The sequence below is a fragment of the Paraburkholderia kururiensis genome (assembly GCF_034424375.1).
In the GTDB taxonomy this organism is placed as follows: Bacteria; Pseudomonadota; Gammaproteobacteria; order Burkholderiales; family Burkholderiaceae; genus Paraburkholderia; species Paraburkholderia kururiensis_A.
Genome location: NZ_CP139965.1, coordinates 2,336,842 through 2,359,422, shown reverse-complemented (window position 1 = coordinate 2,359,422; position 22,581 = coordinate 2,336,842). Strand labels below are relative to the sequence as shown.

General features: G+C 66.9%; 23 protein-coding genes. 17 read left to right on the top strand and 6 right to left on the bottom strand.

Features of this window, described 5'->3' with window-relative positions; all coding sequences use genetic code 11:
- Positions 1–11 precede the first annotated feature (11 nt).
- Genes cpaB through U0042_RS10535 form a run of 9 tightly spaced genes read left to right on the top strand, consistent with a single transcriptional unit; the run spans position 12 to position 9,324 of the window.
- Positions 12–1,037, top strand: a complete 1,026-nt coding sequence (gene cpaB, locus U0042_RS10575; protein ID WP_114810886.1) for a Flp pilus assembly protein CpaB — start codon at positions 12–14, stop codon at positions 1,035–1,037.
- A 32-nt stretch (positions 1,038–1,069) separates the two neighbouring features.
- The gene (locus U0042_RS10570; protein ID WP_114810887.1) at positions 1,070–2,623 is read left to right on the top strand and encodes a type II and III secretion system protein family protein; all 1,554 of its coding nucleotides are present in this window, start codon (positions 1,070–1,072) and stop codon (positions 2,621–2,623) included.
- A gap of 10 nt (positions 2,624–2,633) precedes the next feature.
- Complete coding sequence (locus tag U0042_RS10565; protein ID WP_114810888.1) at positions 2,634–3,020, top strand: CpaD family pilus assembly lipoprotein; 387 nt, start codon at positions 2,634–2,636, stop codon at positions 3,018–3,020.
- 23 nt (positions 3,021–3,043) lie between these two features.
- Positions 3,044–4,267 carry an AAA family ATPase gene (locus U0042_RS10560; RefSeq protein WP_114810889.1) on the top strand — a complete coding sequence of 408 codons (1,224 nt, stop codon included), beginning with the start codon at positions 3,044–3,046 and terminating at the stop codon, positions 4,265–4,267.
- Positions 4,267–5,670, top strand: coding sequence for a CpaF family protein (locus U0042_RS10555; protein ID WP_114810890.1), 1,404 nt, complete (start codon positions 4,267–4,269; stop codon positions 5,668–5,670). The genes U0042_RS10560 and U0042_RS10555 overlap by 1 nt, the downstream gene beginning before the upstream one ends.
- Positions 5,667–6,650: a type II secretion system F family protein gene (locus U0042_RS10550; protein ID WP_114810891.1), complete on the top strand. Its 984-nt coding sequence runs from the start codon at positions 5,667–5,669 to the stop codon at positions 6,648–6,650. Before U0042_RS10555 ends, U0042_RS10550 begins: the two co-directional genes overlap by 4 nt.
- On the top strand, positions 6,647–7,609 hold the full coding sequence (locus tag U0042_RS10545) for a type II secretion system F family protein (RefSeq protein WP_114810892.1): 963 nt from the start codon (positions 6,647–6,649) through the stop codon (positions 7,607–7,609). Before U0042_RS10550 ends, U0042_RS10545 begins: the two co-directional genes overlap by 4 nt.
- Positions 7,606–8,523 (top strand): tetratricopeptide repeat protein, encoded by a 918-nt coding sequence (locus U0042_RS10540; protein ID WP_114810893.1) that lies wholly within the window; start codon positions 7,606–7,608, stop codon positions 8,521–8,523. The genes U0042_RS10545 and U0042_RS10540 overlap by 4 nt, the downstream gene beginning before the upstream one ends.
- Before the next feature lie 39 nt (positions 8,524–8,562).
- Positions 8,563–9,324, top strand: coding sequence for a methyltransferase family protein (locus U0042_RS10535; protein ID WP_232833357.1), 762 nt, complete (start codon positions 8,563–8,565; stop codon positions 9,322–9,324).
- A 25-nt stretch (positions 9,325–9,349) separates the two neighbouring features.
- Here the strand turns inward: U0042_RS10535 and U0042_RS10530 are convergent, their stop codons facing one another.
- The 5 genes from U0042_RS10530 to U0042_RS10510 form a co-directional block, all read right to left on the bottom strand.
- Entirely contained in the window at positions 9,350–9,445 is a 96-nt protein-coding gene (locus tag U0042_RS10530) for a DUF421 domain-containing protein (protein WP_232833358.1), read from the bottom strand.
- 17 nt (positions 9,446–9,462) lie between these two features.
- Positions 9,463–11,031 carry a TadE/TadG family type IV pilus assembly protein gene (locus tag U0042_RS10525; protein WP_114810895.1) on the bottom strand — a complete coding sequence of 523 codons (1,569 nt, stop codon included), beginning with the start codon at positions 11,029–11,031 and terminating at the stop codon, positions 9,463–9,465.
- A 9-nt stretch (positions 11,032–11,040) separates the two neighbouring features.
- The gene (locus tag U0042_RS10520) at positions 11,041–11,661 is read right to left on the bottom strand and encodes a TadE/TadG family type IV pilus assembly protein (protein WP_114810896.1); all 621 of its coding nucleotides are present in this window, start codon (positions 11,659–11,661) and stop codon (positions 11,041–11,043) included.
- Positions 11,661–12,263, bottom strand: a complete 603-nt coding sequence (locus U0042_RS10515; protein ID WP_114810897.1) for a TadE/TadG family type IV pilus assembly protein — start codon at positions 12,261–12,263, stop codon at positions 11,661–11,663. Before U0042_RS10515 ends, U0042_RS10520 begins: the two co-directional genes overlap by 1 nt.
- A 249-nt stretch (positions 12,264–12,512) precedes the next feature.
- Positions 12,513–13,523 (bottom strand): LysR family transcriptional regulator, encoded by a 1,011-nt coding sequence (locus U0042_RS10510; protein WP_114810898.1) that lies wholly within the window; start codon positions 13,521–13,523, stop codon positions 12,513–12,515.
- 111 nt (positions 13,524–13,634) lie between these two features.
- Here U0042_RS10510 and U0042_RS10505 point away from each other — a divergent pair, with 111 nt between their 5' ends.
- From U0042_RS10505 to U0042_RS10480, 6 genes are all read left to right on the top strand, one after another.
- A complete protein-coding gene (locus tag U0042_RS10505) occupies positions 13,635–15,146 on the top strand; it encodes a CoA-acylating methylmalonate-semialdehyde dehydrogenase (protein WP_114810899.1) in 1,512 nt (503 codons plus the stop codon).
- A 183-nt stretch (positions 15,147–15,329) separates the two neighbouring features.
- Entirely contained in the window at positions 15,330–16,427 is a 1,098-nt protein-coding gene (locus U0042_RS10500; RefSeq protein WP_114810977.1) for an NAD(P)H-dependent flavin oxidoreductase, read from the top strand.
- A gap of 220 nt (positions 16,428–16,647) precedes the next feature.
- A complete protein-coding gene (locus tag U0042_RS10495; protein WP_114810900.1) occupies positions 16,648–16,923 on the top strand; it encodes a hypothetical protein in 276 nt (91 codons plus the stop codon).
- Positions 16,924–16,927: 4 nt separating this feature from the next.
- Entirely contained in the window at positions 16,928–17,068 is a 141-nt protein-coding gene (locus U0042_RS10490; protein WP_198665297.1) for a hypothetical protein, read from the top strand.
- A 90-nt stretch (positions 17,069–17,158) separates the two neighbouring features.
- The gene (locus U0042_RS10485; protein WP_114810901.1) at positions 17,159–17,698 is read left to right on the top strand and encodes an outer membrane protein assembly factor BamE; all 540 of its coding nucleotides are present in this window, start codon (positions 17,159–17,161) and stop codon (positions 17,696–17,698) included.
- 243 nt (positions 17,699–17,941) lie between these two features.
- Positions 17,942–19,507, top strand: coding sequence for a methyl-accepting chemotaxis protein (locus U0042_RS10480; protein WP_114810902.1), 1,566 nt, complete (start codon positions 17,942–17,944; stop codon positions 19,505–19,507).
- Between the two features lie 40 nt (positions 19,508–19,547).
- On the opposite strand, the gene U0042_RS10475 is transcribed toward U0042_RS10480, so the two are convergent.
- Positions 19,548–20,099, bottom strand: a complete 552-nt coding sequence (locus tag U0042_RS10475; protein WP_114810978.1) for an HD-GYP domain-containing protein — start codon at positions 20,097–20,099, stop codon at positions 19,548–19,550.
- Positions 20,100–20,528: 429 nt separating this feature from the next.
- Here U0042_RS10475 and U0042_RS10470 point away from each other — a divergent pair, with 429 nt between their 5' ends.
- Together U0042_RS10470 and U0042_RS10465 are read left to right on the top strand one after the other, a co-directional pair.
- Positions 20,529–21,230, top strand: coding sequence for a hypothetical protein (locus U0042_RS10470; protein ID WP_157977813.1), 702 nt, complete (start codon positions 20,529–20,531; stop codon positions 21,228–21,230).
- A gap of 245 nt (positions 21,231–21,475) precedes the next feature.
- Positions 21,476–22,495 carry a transporter gene (locus U0042_RS10465; protein ID WP_114810904.1) on the top strand — a complete coding sequence of 340 codons (1,020 nt, stop codon included), beginning with the start codon at positions 21,476–21,478 and terminating at the stop codon, positions 22,493–22,495.
- Positions 22,496–22,581 lie beyond the last annotated feature (86 nt).

Here is a 22,581-nt window from a genome sequence, read left to right as displayed (position 1 = left end):
GGGGACCCGCCGTGTCGAACATCATCAAGATTCTGTTGTTGCTCGTGGGCGCCGTGCTGATCGCGTTGATCGTGCGCACGGTGGTGGCGAGCATCTCGCATCCCGGGGCGCAGGTGGTGCCCACCGTGAAGATCCGCGTGAGCGCGGCCGATTTGCCGCAGGGTCTGCTGCTGCGCGACGACGACCTCGCCTGGAAAGACGTGCCCTCGGCCAACGTGCCGGCGGGCGCCGTCATCGCGAACGCACCGAACGCCAACGAGCTGAAGGGCGCATTGCTGCGTCACGCCGCTGCGGCCGGCACTGTGCTGGGCCCGGACGACGTGATCCTGCCGAGCGCGCCGGGCTTCCTCGCGGCCACGCTCAAGCCGGACATGCGCGCGGTGTCCGTGGCGATCGACGACGTCTCCGGCAACGCCGGCCTGATCCAGCCGGGCGATTACGTGGACCTGCTGCTCACGCAGCAGATGGACCGCCGCACGGATTCGCCGGACCTTGCCGTATCGAGTGAAACCGTCGTGGAGCGCGTGCGCGTGCTCGCCGTGGGTTCGGAACTCAGTCGTCCGAAAAGTAGCGATACGCCCGACGCCAACAGCCGCGCCCGCACCGTAACGCTGGAAGTGACGCCGCACATGGCCGAAGTGGTGTCGGTCGCGGCGCGCCTGGGCAGCCTCTCGTTCGCGCTGCGCAGCTTCGCGAAGGCGAGCCGCGAGCCCGATGCGGCCTCCGCCGTACCGGCCTCGGGACCGCTGCACGCGCGGCCAGTCTGGGCCGGCGACATATCGAGCGCCGTGCGCGAACTGCCGTCGCCGCATGCGTCCCAGGCTCCGCAAGGCGCGCCTGCCGCGGTGGCGCCTGCGCCGAAGTCCGTCGTCATTTATCGCGGCTCGGAACGCTCGGACAGCCTGGGCGGCGGCAGTGCCGGCACGCCGCCGCTGCCTTCGACGGTGGCGGCTGCCGCGGCACTTCCGGGCAACCCCAGCCTGCCCGCGGGCGGCCCGCCGCCGTCGCCGGGCGCACCCGAGCAACCCACGCGTTGACGCGGATGGCGCATTTCTCAGGGATCCGAAGCATGAGCAAGCCGTACAGTCCGATCCGCTTCGCCGCGCCGCACGCCGGAACGCGACGCGCGGCATGCCGCGCGCTCGTCTGGGCGGCAGGGTGTGCCGTGGCCGCGCTGACGTGCATCGCGTCCGCGCAGGCTGCGGCGCCCCAGGGCGTGGCCCTCGTCGCTGGTCAGCCGGTCGGCGCGGGCAAGAAGGACGCGGCCACGTCAGGCGCCCAGCGCGAAGCGAACGGGGCACACGCCGAACCGCTCGCATATGGAAACGGACCGCTCGCCGTCACTGCGGGCAAGGGCACCTTGCTGCGGCTCAACGAAGATGCCACTTCGGTTTTCGTCGCGGACCCGAACGTGGCCGACGTCCACGTGCCGTCGCCGCGCGCCGTGTTCGTGCTCGGCAAGAAGAGCGGCTCCACGACGCTCTATGTGCTCGGCCCCAACAACCGCACGCTATTGCAGCGCACGATCACCGTCTCGCGCGACACGGACGCGTTGCGCGCCGCGCTTGCCACGCGCTTTCCGAACATGAAGCTCTCTGTGACGGAAGGGCTGGGGTCGCTCCAGATTGCAGGCGACGCCGCGAACGCCGCCGACGCCGACGCCGTGATTCAGGCGGTCACGCCGTGGCTCGACGACAAGGAGGTGCTGGTCAACCGCATGACGGTGGGCCGGCCGCTCCAGGTGCAACTGCTCGTGCGCATCACGGAAGTGGATCGCAACGTTACGCAGCAACTGGGCATCAACTGGCAGTCGCTCGGCAACGCCGCGGGCCACTGGTTCGGCGGCGTGTTCAGCGGCCGCCCGATCACGACGACGACCAATGGCACGACGACGTTCAACTTGCCGACGAACAATGCGTTCTCGCTGTTCGGCGCATTTCAGACCGGCCACAGCAACATCCAGGTCTTGATCGACGCGCTCAACGAGGAAGGGCTCCTTACCGTGCTGGCCGAACCGAATCTGGTTGCGCTCTCGGGGCAGACGGCGAGCTTCATTGCGGGCGGCGAATTTCCGATTCCGGTCTCGCAGGTGAACGGCGCCATCACGGTCGACTTCAAGCAGTTCGGCGTGAAGCTCGACTTCACGCCCACCGTGCTCGCCGACAATCGCATCAGCCTCAAGGTGCGCCCCGAAGTGAGCCAGATCGATACGTCGGTGAGCGTCACCACGGGCAGCATCACGGTGCCGGGGCTCTCCGTGCGCCGCGCGGATACCACGGTGGAACTCGGCAGCGGCCAGAGCTTCGCGATTGCGGGTCTTCTGCAAAGCGTGACGAAAGACACCGTTTCGCAGTTGCCGGGCCTCGGCTCGATTCCGATTCTCGGCAAGCTGTTCTCGTCCACGAACTACCTCAACAACAAGACCGAGCTCGTGATCATGGTGACGCCGTACATCGTGCAGCCCACCCAGGCCGCACGCCTGCGCTCGCCGCTCGAATCGCTGGAGTCGCCGGCCAACGACATCGAATACAGCTTCGGCCGGCGCTTCGGGCCTGCCGCGGGCGAGAGCGCGGCGAGCAGCGCGGAACCGCGCCTCGTGGGCGCGGCCGGCTATGTCTACTGAGAGGCCCGCCATGACACGCGCATCTTTTCCGTTGCAACCCGTTCGCTGGCTCGCGATGGCGGCCTGCGCGGCAAGCCTCGCCGGCTGCTTTCATCCGCCGCGCGACATGCCGGACACCTCGGTGCTCACGCTGCGCGGCAACACCGTGGCGCCCCCCGATTGCGACAGCCTTTCGCGCGCCTCGGTGCTGATCGATGCCGGGCACGTGCGTCCGCGCATGGCATGGGGCTGCGCCACGTACACGAATCTCGCGGCGCAGATCGCCAATCCGCGCGACCTCGTGGCACCGCAGCCGCTCGGTCCCGCCGATGCGGCGACGGCAGCCTCCGCCGTGCGTCGCTACGAGGCGGGCAAGGTGATGCCGCTCGACCCGACCACGTCGCGCGACGCGAGATAACGCACGCCACATTAGAGGCCACCATGAGCACGATGCCCTCCATTCTCCCGAAGCCCCGCAGCGCCGCGCGCGCGGCCGACTTCGTGGCGTTCGTCGCGGACAAGGCCACGGAACAGGTGCTGAAGAACTACGTGCTCGAACAGGCGATGCCGCACACGTACATCGCCGTGGGCACCATCGACGACGCAATCGCCCATCTCGCGAAGCTCGACCGCTCGCCGCAGTTCCTGCTCGTCGATCTGCAAGGCTGCGTGATGCCGCTCTCCGATCTGGGCCGGCTCGCGGAAGTATGCGAACCCTCGGTGCAGGTGGTGACGCTCGGCGAACGCAACGACGTGGGCCTGTTTCGCAGCCTGCTCAAGATCGGCGTACGCGACTATCTGGTGAAGCCGCTCACGGTGGAGCTCATCAAGCGCACGGTCAACGTGACCGACGGCGTGGTGAACCAGGTGATGCTGGCGCGCGCCGGCAAGACCATCGCGTTCGCGGGCACCCGCGGCGGCGTGGGCGTGACCACCGTTGCGCTCAACGTGGCGCGGCATCTTGCGGAAGAAACGCACCGGCGCATCGCGTACGTCGATCTGAACCTCTACAGCGGCGCGGCGAACTGCATGCTGGGCGCGCAGAGCAACAACGGTCTCTTCGACGTGCTGCAGAACGTGCACCGTATCGATCCGCAATACGTGGAGCGCACGCTCGTCCCGCACGGCACGCGGCTCTTCATGCTGTCGGCCGAACTCGACTACGGCGCGCCGCATCCGTACGAGCCCGGCGCGCTCGCGCGTCTGCTCGCATTACTGTGCGACAGCTTCCATTATGTGATTCTCGACGTGGCGGCCCCGGCCGAAGCCCTCGGCAACGAGGCCTTCGATCACGCCTCGCGCGTGTATCTGGTGGCCGACCGCTCGGTGCACTCCACGCGCGAGGCGGTGCGTCTGCTGCGTTTCGTGGAAGACCGCGACAACAATCCCATCACGTCGCTGCTCGTCAACAACGTCTCGCCCGCCAGCGCCGGCAAGGTGGAACTCGCCGACTTCACGGCGGCGGTGGGCCGTTCGGTGCTGCACGAAATTCCGTACGAGGCGAAGGCCGTGACCGTGGCCGAGAACCTGGGCGAGCCGCCGCGCGAGCGCGCGCCCAACGGATTCAATCAGACCGTGCGGCGCATCGCGAGCGACCTCACGGGCCAGCGTCCCGCTGAAGCACCGAAGCGCGCGCCGCGCTTTCGTCTCTTGAGGAAGCGTTGATGTTCGGCCAGAAAAAGCGCGTCGCGGAATTCGAAGAGAGCAGGGCGGGCGCCGCGTCGGCGTCGGCGCCGCCGCTCGCGGAACTGCTCGTCGTGCGCGAGATGCCGTCCGCGCGTTCGCCGCAGGCGGACAACGCCGAATCGCTCGTGCGCTCCGATCTTTTCCGCGTGATTCGCAGCGGCGTGTTCGCGTCGATGAACGCGTCGGCTGCCGTCGGCAAGACGCGCGAGCAGATGAAGCCCGGCGTCGAGCAACTGGTGCTCGAAATTGCGGAGCGCGAGCATCTGAACATGACGATGGCCGAGCAGATGCAGATCGTCGACGAACTGCTCAACGACATGTTCGGCTTGGGCCCCATCGAGCCGCTGCTCGCCGACGAGACCGTGACGGACGTGCTCGTGAACGGCCCCGACCAGGTCTACGTGGAACGGCATGGGCGGCTCGAACTCACCACCTGCAAGTTCCGCGACAACGCGCACGTGATCAACGTGGCGCAGCGCATTGCCGCGGGCGTGGGGCGCCGCGTGGACGAAAGCAGCCCGATGGTGGATGCGCGTCTGGCCGACGGCAGCCGCGTGAACGTGGTGCTGCCGCCTCTCGCCATTCGCGGCGCCTCCATCTCCATCCGCAAGTTTTCGAAGCGCAACATCACGCTGCACCGCATGACGCAGCAGGGCAATCTCTCCGCCGCCATGGCGACGGTGCTCAAGATTGCGAGCACGTGCCGCCTCAATATTCTCGTGTCGGGCGGCACGGGCTCGGGCAAGACGACGCTGCTCAACGCGCTCTCGCACTTCATCGATGCGGGCGAGCGCGTGGTCACCATCGAAGACGCCGCCGAACTGCAACTCGTGCAGCCGCACGTGGTGAGCCTCGAAACGCGTCCCGAAAACACGGAGGGACTCGGCGCCGTGGCGCAGCGCGACCTCGTGCGCAATGCGCTGCGGATGCGGCCGGACCGCATCATCCTCGGCGAAACGCGCGGGCCCGAAGCGTTCGACGTGCTCCAGGCCATGAATACGGGCCACGACGGTTCCATGACGACGATCCACGCGAACTCGCCGCGCGACGGCGTGACGCGTCTGGAAAGCATGGTGATGATGGCCAACGGCAACCTGCCGCTCTTTTCCATTCGCCGCCAGATTGCGAGCGCGGTGCACATGATCGTGCAGATCGAGCGCATGCGCGACGGCATGCGGCGCGTCACGCGCATCACGGAACTGGTCGGCATGGAAGGCGACGTCATCATCACGCAGGACCTGTTCACGTTCCGCTACGACGCGAGCGCCTACAGCGAGGAAGTGAAGGGCGAGTTCGAGTGCGCGCCCGTGCGGCCGGCCTTTGCGCCGCGCGCGGCCTACTACGGTCTCGAAGAGCAGTTGCTGGAGGCCATGAAGCCATGAACCCCATCGACCTCGTCACCGTCGCGACGTTCGGCATTGCCATCGTGAGCGGGCTGATGTGGCTGATCGTGCAGGACATGCGCCGCAAGCTGCCCGCCGCGCGCGTCCACGCGCGCATGGAAACGACGTTCGACCTGGCGCGGCGCACGAAGAAGGTGGACGGCAAGACGCGCCGCCAGCACGCGGACCTCTTCAAGGTGGAGCGCTACGAAAGCGCATGGGCGCGCTGGACCGCGCCGAAGCTCGCGCGTCTGCGTACCGTGGCCGGCAGACGCGGCCTCAAGATCGTGGTGGGCGTGGCATTCACGGCGGAGATAGCGGCTCTCGTCATGGTCGCGCTCATGCCGCTGCCCACCGCTGTCGCCGTGTTCCTGCCCATCGAAATGCCCGTGTTCGCGGCGATAAAGACCTATGGCTGGCTCGTGAACCGTTTCCGCCGGCGCTTTCTGGACGGCTTTCCCGACGTGATCGACCTGCTTGTGCGCGCCGTGCGCGCGGGCGTACCGGTCACGCACGTCATCAGCACGGCGGCTGACGAGGTGGAAGAGCCGCTGCGCCAGGAGTTCAGGCTGATGGGCGACGCGTTGCAGGTGGGGCTCGACCTCGACGAAGTGCTCTCCACGGCGGCCAAACGCATCGGCATCGCGGATTTCTCGTTTTTCTGCGTGTGCCTGAAGTTGCAGCGCGAAACGGGCGGGCAACTGGGCGAAACGCTGGAGAACCTCGCGGGCATCGTGCGCAGCCGCCGCGAGATCCGCCAGAAGACCCGCGCGCTCACGGGCGAAGCGCGCATCACGACGCGCATTCTCGCGGTGATTCCGCCGCTCATCCTGCTGCTGATGTTCCTCATCAACCGCAGCTACGTGATGGTGCTGTTCCAGACGCCCACGGGCACGAAGATCCTGACCTATGCCGTGGTGTCGGTGGTGATAGGCGTCGCGCTCATCACGAAGATGTCGAAGCTGAACACGATGCGATGAGCCCGAACCACACCGAAACCCTCGTCAATCTGCTGATGCTGCTCGCGCTCTTCGGCGCGCTCGCGCTGTGGTGGGTGCGCAAGCACGGCGGGCTGCGCGGGCGCATTGCGGAGCGCGCGCGCCAGGCCGCGCTTTCGCAGCGCGCCGAGCGCGTGCATGCCGACGTGACCGACGACCCTGGCAGCTGGCGCACGCGGCTCACGCACCGGCTGGCGCGCATCGGCGACCGCTTGCCGTTTTTCGACGTGGCGTATCGCGCGAAGCTGCAAAAGGAAATGCTGCGCGGCGGATATCGCAGCCGTCATGCGGTCTCCGTGCTGCTCGCGATGAAGTTCGTCATGGCGCTTTCGTTCGCGACGCTGGCCGTGATGCTCGGCTCGCATGTGCCGAACGTGGGCCACTATCCCGCCGTGCGCGGCGCGATGATGCTGATCGCGTTCGTGATCGGGCAGGTGTTGCCGGAATACGTGCTGGCCTTCACCGCCTCGCGGCGCCGCAAGCTCATGTCGGCCTACCTGCCCGATGCGCTGGACCTGCTCGTGATCTGCACGAACGCGGGCAACAGTCTTGCCGTCAGCATCCGGCGCGTGGCGGACGAACTGGCCGACATCTGCGTGCCGCTCTCGGGCGAGTTCTCGCTCACGGCCGACGAACTGCAACTCTCCGGCGACAACACCCGCGCGTTGCAGGGTCTCGCCGACCGCATCGATCTGCCGTCCATCCGCGCGCTCATCTCGACGCTGATCCAGGCCATGCGCTACGGCACGCCCATCACGCATGCGCTGCGCACGCTGTCGCGTGCCGAGCGGCTCGCGCATCTCGTCACGCTCGAAGAAAAGGCCGCCAAGCTCGCGCCGAAGATGGTGGTGCCGATGATGATCTTCATTCTGCCGGCCGTCGTCGTGATTGCGGCGGGGCCGTCCGTCATTCAACTCATACGGGTGCTGGCATCGCAATGAAAGCCCATCTTCTGTTTCGCGCGGCGGCCCTCGCCTGCGTAGCATTCACGGCGGCCTGCACGACCACGGTGACGCAGCACGCCACCGAGATCCGTCCGCTCGATCCGCGCGGCACGCCGTCCACGGCGAGCGAGTTGCGCATTGCCGAGACGGCGCTCGAGTCGGGCAATCTCGACATGGCGACCACCATCTACAGCCGCATCGTGAAGGCCGACGCGAATTCGGTGCCGGGCCTCACGGGCCTCGGCAACACGCTCTATGCCGTGGGCGACTTCACGCGCGCGGGCGTGTACTTCGAGAAGGCGAGCCGGATCGAGCCGGCCAACGCCGCGCCGCTCATCGGCATGGCGCGCGTGGCGATGCATCAGCGGCGCCTGGCCGATGCCGCGGCGAATTTCCGTCGCGTGCTCGCGCTCAAGCCCAACGACGCGCTCGCGAGCGCGGGCCTCGGTGCCGCGCTCGACCTCGCCGGCGACCACGCGGGCGCGCAAGACGTGCTGCGCGGCGCGCTCAAGGCGAATCCGGGCGACCCGATGCTCAGCATCAACCTGGGGCTTTCGCTCGTGCTGAGCGGGCATCCGCGCGAGGGCGCCAACGTGCTGCTCGACGTGACGCGCTTTCCGTCGGCGCCGCCCCAGGCCCGCGAAGATCTCGCGCTGGCGTACGGCCTGCTCGGCAACACCGAGGCCGCCGCGGAACTGCTCAGGCAAGACCTGCCGAAAGCGTCCGTGGACGATAATCTGCGCTATTACGCGTTGCAGCGCGCGCGGCTGATGGGCACCCGGGCGCCTGCGCCCGCGGGCAACAGGGCAGGAGCGGCAAAGGAATCGGCAAAGGAGTCGACAAAGGACTCAACAACGGGCGCGCTCCCAGCAACCGTGACGCAAGCGGCCAACGGCCCGCTCGCGCAATGACGCCACACGCGGCAGACCACAGGGCAGGGTGAAGCGATCATGAAAACCACGACGGCAATGCCGCTACCGGCGGCAGCCGAGGCAGGGCAGAACGGCACATCGGAAACCCTCGCCTCGGGCGTAGACGTCTCGGGCATGGCGCGCGCGGGCGAAGCTTGTGCCTCAGAGATGCCGACCGTCACGCTCACTCCCGGCCGGGTTGCAGTCGAAATCGCGGTGCGGCTCGCCGCCGTGCTGATGTTCTCGATGTTCGTCTCGTCGGCGCTGCATCAGTTCTATCGCGACCCCACGCGTGTCACGTTGCTGCTGCTCGTGGTGTCGGAGGCGATCACGCTCGCGCTCGCCCTCTGCACGCGCGTGCCGCGCGAGCGAGACTGGCATCCGCTCACCGTGGTCATTTCGACCTGCGCGAGCTTCTACTTCGTGGCGTTCCAGCTGGCGCCGGGCTGGCGCGTGCTGCCCGAGACGGCGGCGGCCGGTCTGCAGATCGCCGGCATGGCCTTGCAGATCAGCGCGAAGCTCACGCTGCGCCGCTCGTACGGCATCTTGCCCGCCAACCGCGGCGTGGTGGTGCGTGGACCGTACCGCCTGCTGCGTCATCCCATCTATGTGGGCTACTTCATCACCAACGTGGGGTTTCTCGCGGCCAACTTCGGCGTGCGCAATCTGCTGATCCTCGTTTCGCTGTGGACGCTGCAGATCTATCGCGTGCTGCGGGAGGAAAAGATGCTGCTCAAGGACCCGGCCTATCGCGAGTACGCGCGCCGCGTGCGGTATCGCGTGATGCCGGGGTTCTTCTGAGGCTGTTTCGAAGCGCCTCGCCCGGTTAGCGCTGCTCGACGATCGAGATTCCGCCGTTGGTTTCCACGACCACGTACTTCACGTCGTCCATGCTGCGCATGCCGCGATACGTGCCGCGCAAGCGGCCTACCTGAACGCCTACTGACTCAGCACCACCTCGGTAAAGCCGCTTCCGCTGCCGCCGGTCGTCTGGCATTGCATGGCGAAGAAGTTGTTCTTGTACTGGCAGTCTTCGCCATAGCCGGGTCCGTTCGACGTGGTCGCGGAGCAGTGGCTGGAGGGCCCGTAGTACTGCTCGCCGGGGCCGACACCGCCTGCGTCGTCCCACCAGTAGACTGCCGCGGGCACGGTGCTCGAACCGCCGCTCTGGAGCGCCGAAAGCTGCGCGCAGGTGGGGGCCGAGTAGCTTCCGCCGCCCGTGGTCGGGGCAAAGCATTTGGTGAGCGCCGCAGAGGGCGCGGAACTCGAATTCGACAACCCGCTGAGGTAGCTCTGCGTCACGCCCGTCTGCACGTAGAGCACGCAGTTGGGTGTGGACGACGAAGCCGACGTGAAGTATTGGGTGCGGCAGTTGTAGGCCGTCGTGGTGGTCGCCGTTTTGCCCGAGCCCGACGTGGTGGACGACGAGGTGCAGTTCGAGCTTCCCGTGCTGGGCGCATTGATGCCGAGATAGGTGGAGAGGTTGTTGTACGAAGACGAGGCCACCGGCACCGACCACGTCTGGCCGCCTACGGTAGCCGTGACGGCGGTGATGGTTCCGCCCGAATTCTGCGTGACCGTCACGGTGTAGTTGTAGTTGGAATTTTGCGTGGGCGGCTGCCCGTTCAGCAGCAGCGACGAATAGAACGTCTGCGTGCTCTTGTGCGGCGCGCCGTAGGAGTTCGCGCCCGTCACCGTCACGCCGCAACCCGAATTGCCGGTGTTGCCGTTGGTCTGGTTCACCATCGCCACACCGAGCGGCTGGTTCGCGCTGACGGTGGGCAGCGCCTGGCCCGGGGGCAGCGCGGCGCCCGTGCTGTTGCCGATCTCGTAGTAGTTGCCGCCGGAGCCGGTGGACCACGTCGGCACGGAGCCGAAATCGTAGCCGGAGCCGCTCGCGTTCTTCGGCACCTGGTACAGGTAAACGGCGTTGCCGTCGCAGGCCACCGAGTTGACGTTGGTGAAGCCGAGCTTCGCCGAGACCACCGGGTCGCTCGCCGTGCCGGTGGCCGTCATCGAAACCGAGGGCAACAGCATCGAAAGCAGCGTGGTGGAAACGGTCGCGCTGGCCGACACCTTGACGGTGTAAGCGGGCGCGCTGCCGAGCGCGGGATTGATGGTGCCGTTTGCGTTGGTGGTGACGGTGGGCGCGCCGGCCTTCATGGTGGCAGGCAAGATCGCGCGATTGAAGTAGCTGGCCGCCACGGTGGCGGCATTGGCGCCCTGGTCCGAGGTGGTGAAGACGCTCGCGCCCGCGAGCGCCGCTTCGTCCACGGCGTTCTGCAGGATCGCCCGGCACTGCACCATGCGCGCGTAGTCCACCACGAGGCCGAGAATCAGCATCATGGGAATGAGCAGAAGCGCGAACGTGACGGCGATAGAGCCCGAGTCGTCGGCGGCGGCGCTAAAAGGGTTGCGTGCGAGGCGCGGGAAGGAACCGCCCGAACGCGTTCGGGCGGCGCACGGCGAGGCGGACAGGGCCAACGCGTCTATCGTGGCGGACGGCATGCTGGGTCCTCAGGAGCAGGGCGCCGCGCACGCAATCGTGCCCGTGATGCGCGGCCGGGCGAAGGCCGTCTGCGTGAGCGTGAACGCAGACGGAATGAGGTACTGGATCGGCGAGCTGTACTGGTACGTCACCTGCACGACGATCACGCTGTCGCCCGGCGTGCCCGCATTGGGCACGAGATTCGTGGGCGACGCGACCAGCGTTTTCGCGGTGGCGCCGAGCGCAGTGGCCGTGACCGTGCAGGCGTGGTCGCTTTCCCAGTCCACCGTGACGCCCGTGGCCGAATAGTTCGTGACGCTCGCAATGGCCGCGGAAAACGAGCCCGCGCCCGACGTCGCGCTGGCGGGGAACGGGTTCATCATCAACCGGCCCGCGGCGCAGAAGTTGCCGAGGCTGCCCGCCGTGCCGCCCGTCACGCCTGCGGCCTGCTGCGAGACGAGATCGGCCATCGACGTGGCCGCGTTCGCGAGTTGCATGTTCACGCGCGCGTATTGCCCGACTTCGTAGATGCCGAACAGCATGCCCGTCATGAGCGGCAGGATGAAGACGAACTCGAGCGCCGCCACGCCGCGCGTGTTGCGCAGAAAGCCGTGCACGAAGGCGCCCACGCGGCGCAGAACCGGCTGCATCAGTAGGGCTCCGTCTGGAAGGCGAGGGTAGAGGTAAGCATCGCGTTGCCTGAAAAGAACGCCGCCACCCACGGCATCTGATAGCCGATTTCCAGAATCACGTCGTACTTGGGCGAAAGCGAGGCCTTGGTTTGCGTCATCACGCCGTTGCTGATGGCGGCGGGCGCGAGCGTCTTGAAGCCGCTGCCTGCCGGTGTGCTGGAGGCAGCGGAGGCCACATAGATCTGGATCTTCGATGAGCACGACGGCACGAGATTGAGGCCGCTCACCGTGAGGTCGTTGCAGACGGCCGTGGTAAGCGCACTCGAATAACTGCCCGACGTGCCGGTAAAGGTGCCGATGCGAATCAGGCGGGCCACATCGCGCGCGGCGTTGTCCATGAGCGATTGCGTCGTGAAGATCACGCCGAACTGAAACATGCCGATCACGACCGCGAGAAAGAGCGAGAGCACGATGGCGTATTCGAGGGCGACGACGCCGCGCTGTTCCGAAGGCGCGGCGGCATGCAAGGGCCGGGCGAGCCGCGCGCCGAGGCGCGGCAACGCACGAGCCGCTGCCGGCGCGCGTCGGCCGGCGAGCGGTGGGGGAACGGGTCTCCTCATGAGCGACAAGCCTCGTGTCGGTGCGTCTTTGCGAAGAACGTGCTGCGGGCGCCGCGGACGGTTCGTGCGGGGCGCTGCGGGCTTCGGGCTTTTGTTTAGAAAAGCTAAAAGTCGGATGAATGCCGCACGCCGCGTTCGCCGAAGCGGCGGCTACGTTCCCGATAACGGCACGCGAGCGCGGCGACTTGAGGGTGAAGAGGGGGGAATAAGCGCGGCGTGGAGACAACCGCGCGGCGAGTTGACCGGCGTCTAATGACGCCAGGTGGGCAACGAGAGCGGGAAGCCCTCGGCAAAGCTCTCGCGCAGATAGTTCACGAAGAGACTCACCGCGCGCGGGACGTGCGAGGTGTAGGGCCGCAGCACATAAAGCTGGTCGGCGAATGTGCCGGTGATGCGCCACTCGGGCAGTACCTCGACGAGCTTGCCGGCCCGCACGGCGGCCTGGGCGGTGAAGTCGGGCAAAAGGGCGATGCCGAGGTTGTCGAGCGCGGCATCGCGCAGCGTCTCGCTGTTGTTCGCACAGAACGGGCCACTCACGGGCAGCGCGATGGTTTCGGCCGCCTGCGACGCAGCGGGCTTCGACGCGCCTTTGGTTTGCGTCTTCGTGGCTGCGCGACGCTGCGCGCGGCGCTCGAACGACCACATCGCGGGGCCCGTGGAGCGCGGGTAGAACAGGCAATCGTGGCCGGCGAGGTCCGCCGGCGCTTTGGGTGTGCCGCGTCGACGCAGATACGCGCGCGTCGCCACGATCACCGAGCGCGTCTCGCACAGCTTCCACGCCACGCAGGTGTCGGGCGCGTCGGCGCTGTGGCGGATGGCGAGATCGAACCCTTCGGCCGCGAGCGACACGAGCCGGTCCGACACTTCGAGCTGAACCCGCACCTCAGGGTTTGCCCTTAGAAACGCGGGCAGGCGCGGCACGAGCTGCTGACGCGCGAACGCCACGGGTGCCGTGACGCGCAGCAGCCCCCGCGCCACGCCGGCCAGTTCACGCACGCTGGCAAAGCTGGCGGCGATCTGCTCGTAGTGATGCCGCGTGTTCTCGACGAGCCGCTGCCCGGCCTCGGTGAGCCGCACGCTGCGCGTGGTGCGCTGCACGAGCGAGATGCCGGCGGCCCGCTCCAGTTCGGAAATACGCTGGCTCATGGCCGCCTTGCTGACGCCGAGGCGCGCGGCCGCAGCCGTATAGCTGCCCTGTTCGGCGAGCATGGCAAGCCAGTGCAGATGGGTCCACAGTCCTTCGATTTTTTCGATATCCATACGCTCATTGTTCACAATGGCAAACAACGCGTTCAACGATAGCACCTTTGCAGACGGCCCGGCTCTTCCTACACTGACAGGCATCGCAATCCGTATGCACAGGAGCTCCTCATGCAGGCCTACAACGACAGCGCGGACGTCGGTCACTTCATTCATGGCGAGCGGGTCGCCGGCACCGGCAGCCGCTCGCAGCCCGTCTTCAACCCGGCCACGGGCGCCCGGGCGCGCAAGCTGCTGCTGGGCGAAGCGGCGGATGTGGAAGCCGCAGTCGCGAGCGCGAAGGCGGCCTTTCCCAAGTGGAGCGATACGCCGCCTATTCGCCGCGCGCGCATCATGCTGCGGTTTCTCGAACTCATGAACCAGCATCGCGACGAGCTGGCCGCCATCATCACGGCCGAGCACGGCAAGGTGTTTTCGGATGCGCAGGGCGAAGTGTCGCGCGGCATCGACGTCATTGAATTCGCGTGCGGCATTCCGCAACTGCTCAAGGGCGACTACACGGAGCAGGTGTCCACCGGCATCGACAACTGGACCGTGCGCCAGCCGCTCGGCGTGGTGGCCGGCATCACGCCGTTCAACTTTCCGTGCATGGTGCCGTGCTGGATGTTCCCGGTCGCCATTGCGTCGGGCAATACGTTCGTGCTGAAGCCGAGCGAGCGCGACCCGTCGGCCTCGCTCTTCATGGCCGGCCTGCTCAAAGAGGCGGGCCTGCCCGATGGCGTGTTCAACGTCGTGCAGGGCGACAAGGTGGTGGTCGACGCGCTCCTCACGCACCCCGACGTGAAGGCGGTGAGCTTCGTGGGTTCGACGCCGATTGCCAGCTACATCTACGAAACGGGTGCGCGGCTCGGCAAGCGCGTGCAGGCGCTGGGCGGGGCGAAGAACCACCTCGTGGTGATGCCCGACGCCGACATCGGCCAGGCCGTGGATGCGCTGATCGGCGCCGCTTACGGTTCCGCGGGCGAACGCTGCATGGCGATTTCGGTGGCGGTGCTGGTGGGCGACGTGGCGGACAAGATCGTGCCGGCGCTCGCGGAGCGCGCGCGCACGCTGCGCATCGGCAACGGCATGCAGGCCGATGCGGAGATGGGACCGGTCGTCACGCGCGAGGCGCTGCAGCGCATCGAAGGCTACATCGGCCTCGGCGTGGAAGAGGGCGCGAAGCTCGTGGTGGACGGCCGCGGCCTCAAGGTGGCGGGTCACGAAGACGGCTTCTTCACGGGCGGCACGCTGTTCGACCACGTGACGCCGCAAATGCGCATCTACAAGGAAGAGATCTTCGGGCCCGTGCTCGCGTGCGTGCGCGTGAAGGACTTCGGCGAAGCGGTCGATCTCATCAACGCGCACGAGTTCGGCAACGGCGTGGCGTGCTTCACGCGCGACGGCAACGTGGCGCGCGAATTCGGCCGCCGCATCGAAGTGGGCATGGTGGGCATCAACGTGCCGATTCCGGTGCCGATGGCGTGGCACGGCTTCGGCGGCTGGAAGCGCAGCCTGTTCGGCGACATGCACGCATACGGCGAAGAGGGCGTGCGCTTCTACACGAAGCAGAAGTCGATCATGCAGCGCTGGCCCGAAAGCATCGAAAAGGGCGCGGAATTCGCTATGCCCACCGCGAAGTAACGCGCTCCTCGCGGGGGCATTCCGGACATTCCCGCGAGGAACGGCAGTTGCGCCGGTGGGTGCCGTTGATCGGCGATGCGCCGATGCCGCGCCCGCCGGGATGGCGACGGTCAGGGCACGCATGCACGCGCCGCAGTATGCTTGCTCGCGGTATCCGTCACGTTCGGTCAACAGGAGGGCGACATGACCCAGCAGGCAGAGGCGGGCGCATTGCTGCGCCGGCTCGGCATCGATCAACCCATCATCCTCGCGCCCATGGCCGGCGTGGGCACGCCGGCGCTGGCCGCCGCCGTATCGAACGCGGGCGGCCTCGGCTCCATCGGCGTGGGCGCGATGAACGCGCAGGCCGCGCGCAAGGCGATTCGCGACACGCGCGAACTCACAGCGAGGCCGTTCAACGTCAACGTGTTCTGCCATCGGCCGGCTACGGCCAACGCCGCGGTGGAGCGGCAATGGCTCGAGTGGCTCGCGCCCGTGTTCCAGCGCTATGGCGCAGAGCCGCCCACAAAACTCGGTGAGATCTACACGAGCTTCGTCGCGGACCCGGCCATGCTTGCCGTGTTCCTCGACGAAAAGCCGGCTGTGGTGAGCTTCCATTTCGGCTTGCCCTCGGCGGAGGTCATCGCGAAGCTGCGCGCGGCCGGCATCCGGCTGCTCGCGAGCGCGACGAATCTCGACGAAGCCGCCCAGGTGGCGAGTGCCGGCGTGGATGCGATCGTCGCGCAAGGCATCGAGGCGGGCGGTCATCGCGGCGTGTTCGATCCGGCCGCACGCGACGATCAGCTGGGCACGTTCGCGTTGACCCGCCTGCTCGTGCGCGAATTCGATCTGCCTGTGATCGCCGCGGGCGGCATCATGGACGGCGCCGGCATCGCCGCAGCGTTGGCGCTCGGCGCACAGGCGGCACAACTGGGTACGGCGTTCGTGGCGTGTTCCGAAACGTCGATCGACGAAGGCTACCGCTGTGCGATCCTGGGCGACGCCGCGCGCCACACCACGCTCACGCTGGCCATCTCGGGCCGCGCCGCGCGCGCCATGCTGAACCGCTTCACGGAACTCGGCAGCGAGCCGACGGCCCCCGCCACGCCCGATTACCCCATTGCCTATGACGCGGGCAAGGCGCTCCACGCGGCGGCGAAAGCGAAGGGCGAATTCGGCTATGGCGCGCAATGGGCAGGCCAGGCCGCGGCGCTCGCGCGCGAGATGCCGGCCGCCGACCTCATGGCGCAGCTCGAAGCGGAGTTGAAGGAAACCATCGGACGATTGCAGGGGCTTGCATAAGCGGCGTGGCTGGCGGGTGCGCGTGAAAGCGCGGAGCGCAAGTGCGAAGTCGAATCGACAAGGCCACGCCTGAACAGGCGTCGATGCAAACGTCAAAGATGGTCAAGTGACGCGATTCGAGAGCGGGCAGCGTCAACCCCTGGGAGTGCCGAGCGTTTTCAGTCGGCAGGAGGCGAGCGGATTCGCCTCCGCGCAAACAATCTCGTCTCAGGGAAACATCATGAAGAAATCGCACCTGCTCATGCTCGCCGGCTTCAGCGCCGCTGCCGCCTTTTCGCTCGCGGCTCAGGCCGTGGAGGTGGGCGTCAACATCGGCCTGCCCGGTGCCGTCGTGACCGCACCCGCGCCGGTCGCGGTCGTGTCGCCGGGCTGGTACGGCGATCGCTACTACGACGGCAGCCGCTACTGGAACCGCGACGAGTGGAACGAGCATCAACGCCATGGCAAGGACCATCGTCATTGCCCGCCGGGTCACGCGAAGAAGGGCGAGTGCTGAGCCCATGCCGGTGCGAAAAGCCGTCACGGTTGTTCTGCTCGCAGCCGCCTTGCTCGCGCAGGGCGGCTGCGGCATTTTCGGCTGTGGCGGCGCAGCGACCAACGGCGCCGCGTTCGGCGGTTGCCACGCCGGCACGCGCTTCTAGCGGCCGGTCTTCTTCATGTCCGGACGGGCATGCCGATTCGTGTCCATTCGCGCCCCTTCGCGTCGATCGCGGAGCATCTGACAGACTTCCATGCCCAAACGCTTCATTTCCCTGCTCGCAGCCTGTGCCGCCATGACCTGTGTGGCCGGCTGCGACGAGCAGAAGGTGGCCGACGCGGTCAACGCCATCAAGCCCGATCCGATGGCATTCGGGCATCTGCAGCCCGGTGTGTCCACGCTCGACGACGCGCGTCGCGATGCCGGCAAACCCGAGATCGTCTGGCAAAACGAGGACGGCTCGACGCGTCTCGAATATCCGCGCGGCCCCAACGGCACGCATACCTACATGCTGGACTTCGATGCCAACGGACGGCTCGTCGCGATCACCCAGGCACTGAGCGCCGCGAACATCGCGCGCGTGGTGCCGGGCATGACGAAGGACGACGTGCGGCGCCTGCTCGGCAAGCCGGCCCAGGTGGCGCAGTACGCACTGAGTCAGGAAGAGGTGTGGAGCTGGCACTGGGACGAGGGCGGCGTGTCGCGCGACGCCATGTTCAATGCGCATTTTTCGCCCGACGGCGTGGTCGTGAAGACCTCGCGTTCCGAGGCGCCGGGGCATGAACAACCGTAAGCCGTCCGCCCGTGCAGCATGGACCCGTGCGCGAGCGAGGCACGGGTGCCGCTCCAGATAAACCCTCGATTGCAGGGAAAACCCCAGTCATAAAGGGCTCGAACCAGCCACGATTTCGCTTCAGTCCGTGTGGCGAGAAACCGTAATACAGGGCAGCGTCTGTCGAATGATCGCTCCCTTGACGCAGAAGCAGGCGCAAGTGACGGTCCATCCGTCGGTGATGCAACCTCACGCGAAACCACCATGCGCACACTCGGCTTCAAGCAGAAACTCTGGCTGCCCCTCATCGCGAGTCTCGCGGCACTGCTCGTCATTTCAGTGTCCGCTGCCTATCTGTCATACGAGACGCGCCTCGAAGAGCGCAAGGTCGACCTCGTCAACAGCGCGCAGATCGGCCTTGGCATCGTCAACGAGTACGCCGCGCTCGCGCGCGACGGCAAGCTGAGCGACGACGACGCGCGCAAGCAGGCGCTCGAGCGGCTGCGCGGCATCCGCTACGGCAGCGACGGCTACTTCCTCGTGCTCGATACGAATGCGCGCATGGTCATGCACCCCATGAAGCCGAAAACGGAAGGCACCGATCTTTCCAAAGTGACGGACGTGGACGGACGGCATCACTACGTCACCTTCGTACAGGTCGCCACGGGGCCGCAGGGCGCGGGCTTCGTCGATTACGTGTTTCCGCGTCCCGGCGTGATGCCGGCAAAGGCCGTGCCGAAGCTCGGCTACGTGCTGCGCTACGAGCCGTGGAACTGGATTGTCTCTACGGGCGCGTACCTGGACGACATCAAGGACGGCTTCTACACCTCGCTCTATGTGACGGTCGGGCTGTTCCTCGCCGTGGCCGCGGCGCTCGGCTTGCTGGTCGCGCTCATCAATCGCAGCATCGAACGCACGATTGGCGGCGACCCGGTTCATGCCATGCACGTGACGCACGAGATCGCGTCCGGCAATCTGACCGTGGCGGTCGATACGCGCAGCGGCGATACGTCGAGCCTCATGCAGGGCATTTGCGCCATGCGCGAGGCGCTGGGCGGCACGGTGAAGCACATCCGGCGCGCGGCGGAAACGATCACCGTGGCCACGAGCGAAATTGCGAGCGGCAACCTGGACCTCTCGGCACGCACCGAAGAACAGGCGGCGTCGCTCCAGGAGACCGCGGCCAGCCTCACGCAACTCACGCAGACCGTGCGGCACAACGCCGACAACGCACGCGAGGCCAACGCACTGGCTGCACGCGCCACGGACATCACCGGCGCCGGCAACACGGCGGTCCACAGCATGGTCGATACGATCGAGCGGATCAACGGCAGCTCGGCGAAGATCTCCGAGATCACGGGCGTGATCGAAGGCATCGCGTTCCAGACCAACATTCTGGCGCTCAATGCGGCCGTGGAAGCGGCGCGCGCCGGCGAAGACGGACGCGGCTTCGCCGTGGTGGCGGGCGAGGTGCGCAGCCTCGCGCAGCGCTCCGCGTCGGCGGCCAAGGAGATCAAGGAACTGATCGGTTCCTCCGTGGCCATGATTCGCGACGGCGCAACGCAGGCCACCGAAGTGGGCACGACCATGGATCAGATCAAGCTCGCCATCAAACAGGTCTCGGACATCGTGGGCGAAATTGCTTCGGCATCCGAAGAACAGAGCCGCGGCATCGAGCAGGTGAGCCTCGCCGTCACGCAGATGGACGAGGTCACGCAACGCAATGCGGCGCTTGTCGAAGAGGCCGCGGCGGCCGCGCAGTCGCTGGAAGAACAGGCCGCATCGCTCAAGAGCGCCGTGGCCGCGTTCAACGTGGGGGAAGGGCAGTGAGGCGGTAACCCGTGCGTCTTCAGTGCGCGCCGTTGCGCAGTTAGCCGCGTTGCAGCGCGACGAAGGCGCTTACGACGTCCGGATCGAAATGCGTTCCGGAGCTGGCGGCGATCAGGTCGATCGCGCTCGCCGCCGGCATCGCGTCGTGATAGGGGCGCGTCATGGTCAAGGCGTCGAAGCAATCGGCGACGGCAATGATTCTGGACCAGAACGGAATGCCGGTTGCCTTCAGGCCTGACGGATAGCCGGTGCCGTCGTACCGTTCGTGGTGATGGAGAACGGCGTCGGCGATCCGTTCGTTCGACCCGTCTTGCTGGTTCTGCGAGGACAGAATCCGCTTGCCGATGGCGCTATGGGTCTGGATCAGCTGGAATTCCGTGTCGTCCAGCGCGCCCGGCTTGAACAGCACCCTGTCGGGAATGGCGATCTTCCCGATGTCGTGTGCGAATCCCGCCTCCCGCAACATGACGAGGTCGGCGTCGCGCACGCCCAACGCGCGCCCGAGCGACTCGGCAAGCAAACCGACGCGCAGGCAATGTCCCGACGTCTCGCCGTCCCGTTCGTCGAGCGCGACGAGCAGCGCCCGGTTCACGTGAGCACATTCCAGATCAGCCGCAAAAGGCATGGCGTTCGACATTGCAGTCCACATTTCTCGAAATACTGGCAAAAAGCGTATGGGTCATATACCACAGGATGCGCCGCGGAAGCATGGGGTTCGCCAGGCCAGCTTGGGTCTTTGGTCATGAAGCGGCGGCGACCATGCCGCACGCGGGAACACACGGTATGTCTAACGGCTGGAGCCGCGCGTTGCTGAATGGCTGGCGCACGAAAAATGTCGATAATTTATCTTATGTAAACTCACGTCGAGCCATCTGCATCCGCGCGCCGCGCTCTCCATCATTGACCACCCACGCTCCGCCCCCTAGATTCATTGTGTCCGCAGCGTGCAGCGCCACCCACGTCCGGCCCCGCGTACGCCAATTGCTTCAGGGTCGCCACAAAAATCAGACAGGGAGACACCATGTTCAGGCATCTGGTCGTCATGGCCGCCGCCGTGGCCAGCACGTTGGCACAGGCGGCTCCCGCGCTCGATAGTCCCGCGCCGGATAGAAAGGCCGAATGCACGCAGACCCGGCAAAGCGAGATTGCGCGCGATACGGAGTCCGTCGCAAGGCTCGACGCCCTCGTCGAACAGGTGCCGCCGGACGAGGACAAATATCTCGGCGTCGAATACGGCGCGGCCGACGGCGCCCAGAACCAGGCGCGGCTGCAGACGCTTCGTCTGCGCCCGTACTATGCCTCCTGGGCGTTGCATCGCGAACTCCAGGCACTGGCGGATGCGCTCGCGCGCGTCGATGCGCCGCCCGTCGGCGAAAGCAAGGAGGCGTATCAGATCAAGACGGCCGCATTCGCGCTCGTCCAGGTGGCGGCCGCTTCCCGTGCGCTCTCCACCTACGTCGCCTACGACCAGCAGCGGACGTCCCACGTCCTGAGCGACGACGACATCAGCCAGCACACGTTCAGTCTCGGCACCATGGGCGCCGGCCTGGCCTGGTACATCGGCTGCACCGTCGATGCCATGAAGGCGCCCGCGGCGCCGCGCGGGCACGCGTCGTCCATCCACCGCACGCGGGCTCACGGTGCCTACGCCGGCTCCAGACGGCGTACGACGAGCGCCGCCGTGCCCGCCGATCCCACATTCTGGATGCGCGGCGCGCGTTGAGCTTCGTGCCGGGCGCGGCCGAAGGCGAGGAACACGGCATCGCGCAGGCCGCCGGCTCGAACCGCGCACAGGGCCCCGATAACCATCGCCGCGCCCTGTGTCGCTATCCATTGCCCCCTTTCGCACGGCTGTCATCCAGCTTCCGCCCGGCTGGCGTACGCTACGCATCGAGCGCGGCCCGCGTGTGACCCGCCAACCGAAAAGACCGGACAGCGCGCTGCGCTCGAAAACAGCGGACACCGTCGATGAAAACTGAGACAACCCTTCAAAGCTATGGCGCCGACACGGCGGGCATGATCTGCGGCTTTCGCTTCACGCCGGCCGCCGCGGGCGAGACGCTCGACGCGGACACAGCCGCGAGCCTCACCGATAGCGCCGCCCAGCCCGGCGAATTCCTGTGGCTGCACTTCAATCTGGCGCACGCCGCGAGCGAGCGCTGGATGCGCGCCCATCTGAATCTGCCCGAGACGTTCTACGAATTCCTGCGCGAAGGCTCGCACTCCACGCGTATCGAGCAGCAGGAAGGCACCTTGCGCGCCGTCGTGAACGACGTGATGTTTACGCTCGATCTCGAAACGTCCGAGATCGCGACGATGTGGGTCTACGTCGACCGGACGATGATGGTGACGGCGCGCGCCAAGCCGCTGCGGTCCATCGATACGCTGCGCGAAAGCGTGCGTCACGGCGAGCGCTTCCGCTCGCCGGCCGAACTGCTGATTCATCTGCTGCGCGATCAGGCGGATCTCATGATGCAGATCGTGCGGCGGGCGAGCGTCGACGTCGATCGCATCGAAGACCGCTTTCTCTCGGAGCGCCCCACGGCCAACCGCGCGCAGTTGGGTGCGATGCGCCGTACCCTCACCCGCCTGCAGCGCATGCTGGCGCCCGAGCCGGGCTCGATCTTCCGTCTGCTCGCACGGCCACCCGCCTGGCTCTTGCCCGAAGACCCGCAGGAGTTGCGCGAATCGACCGAAGAGTTTTCGGTGGTGCTCTCGGACCTCGCGGGCCTCGTCGAACGCATCAGGCTCTTGCAGGAAGAGATCACCTCGCGGCTCGACGAGCAGAACAACCGCACGCTCTTCACGCTGACGCTCGTCACCGTGATCGCGCTGCCGATCAATATCGTGGCCGGTTTCTTCGGCATGAACGTGGGCGGCGTGCCGTTCGCCGAGAACAAGCACGGCTTCTGGCTCATGGTCGTGCTGGTGGCCGGCTTCACGGCGCTGGCGGGATGGTGGGCTTTCCGGCGGCGCGGCGACCGCTGACCCTCGGGCATGGGGTGTCACATAGCATGTTAATATCGTTATCATGCTATAAGCATTCACCGTTCCGCGCGTACGTCGCCGTTCGC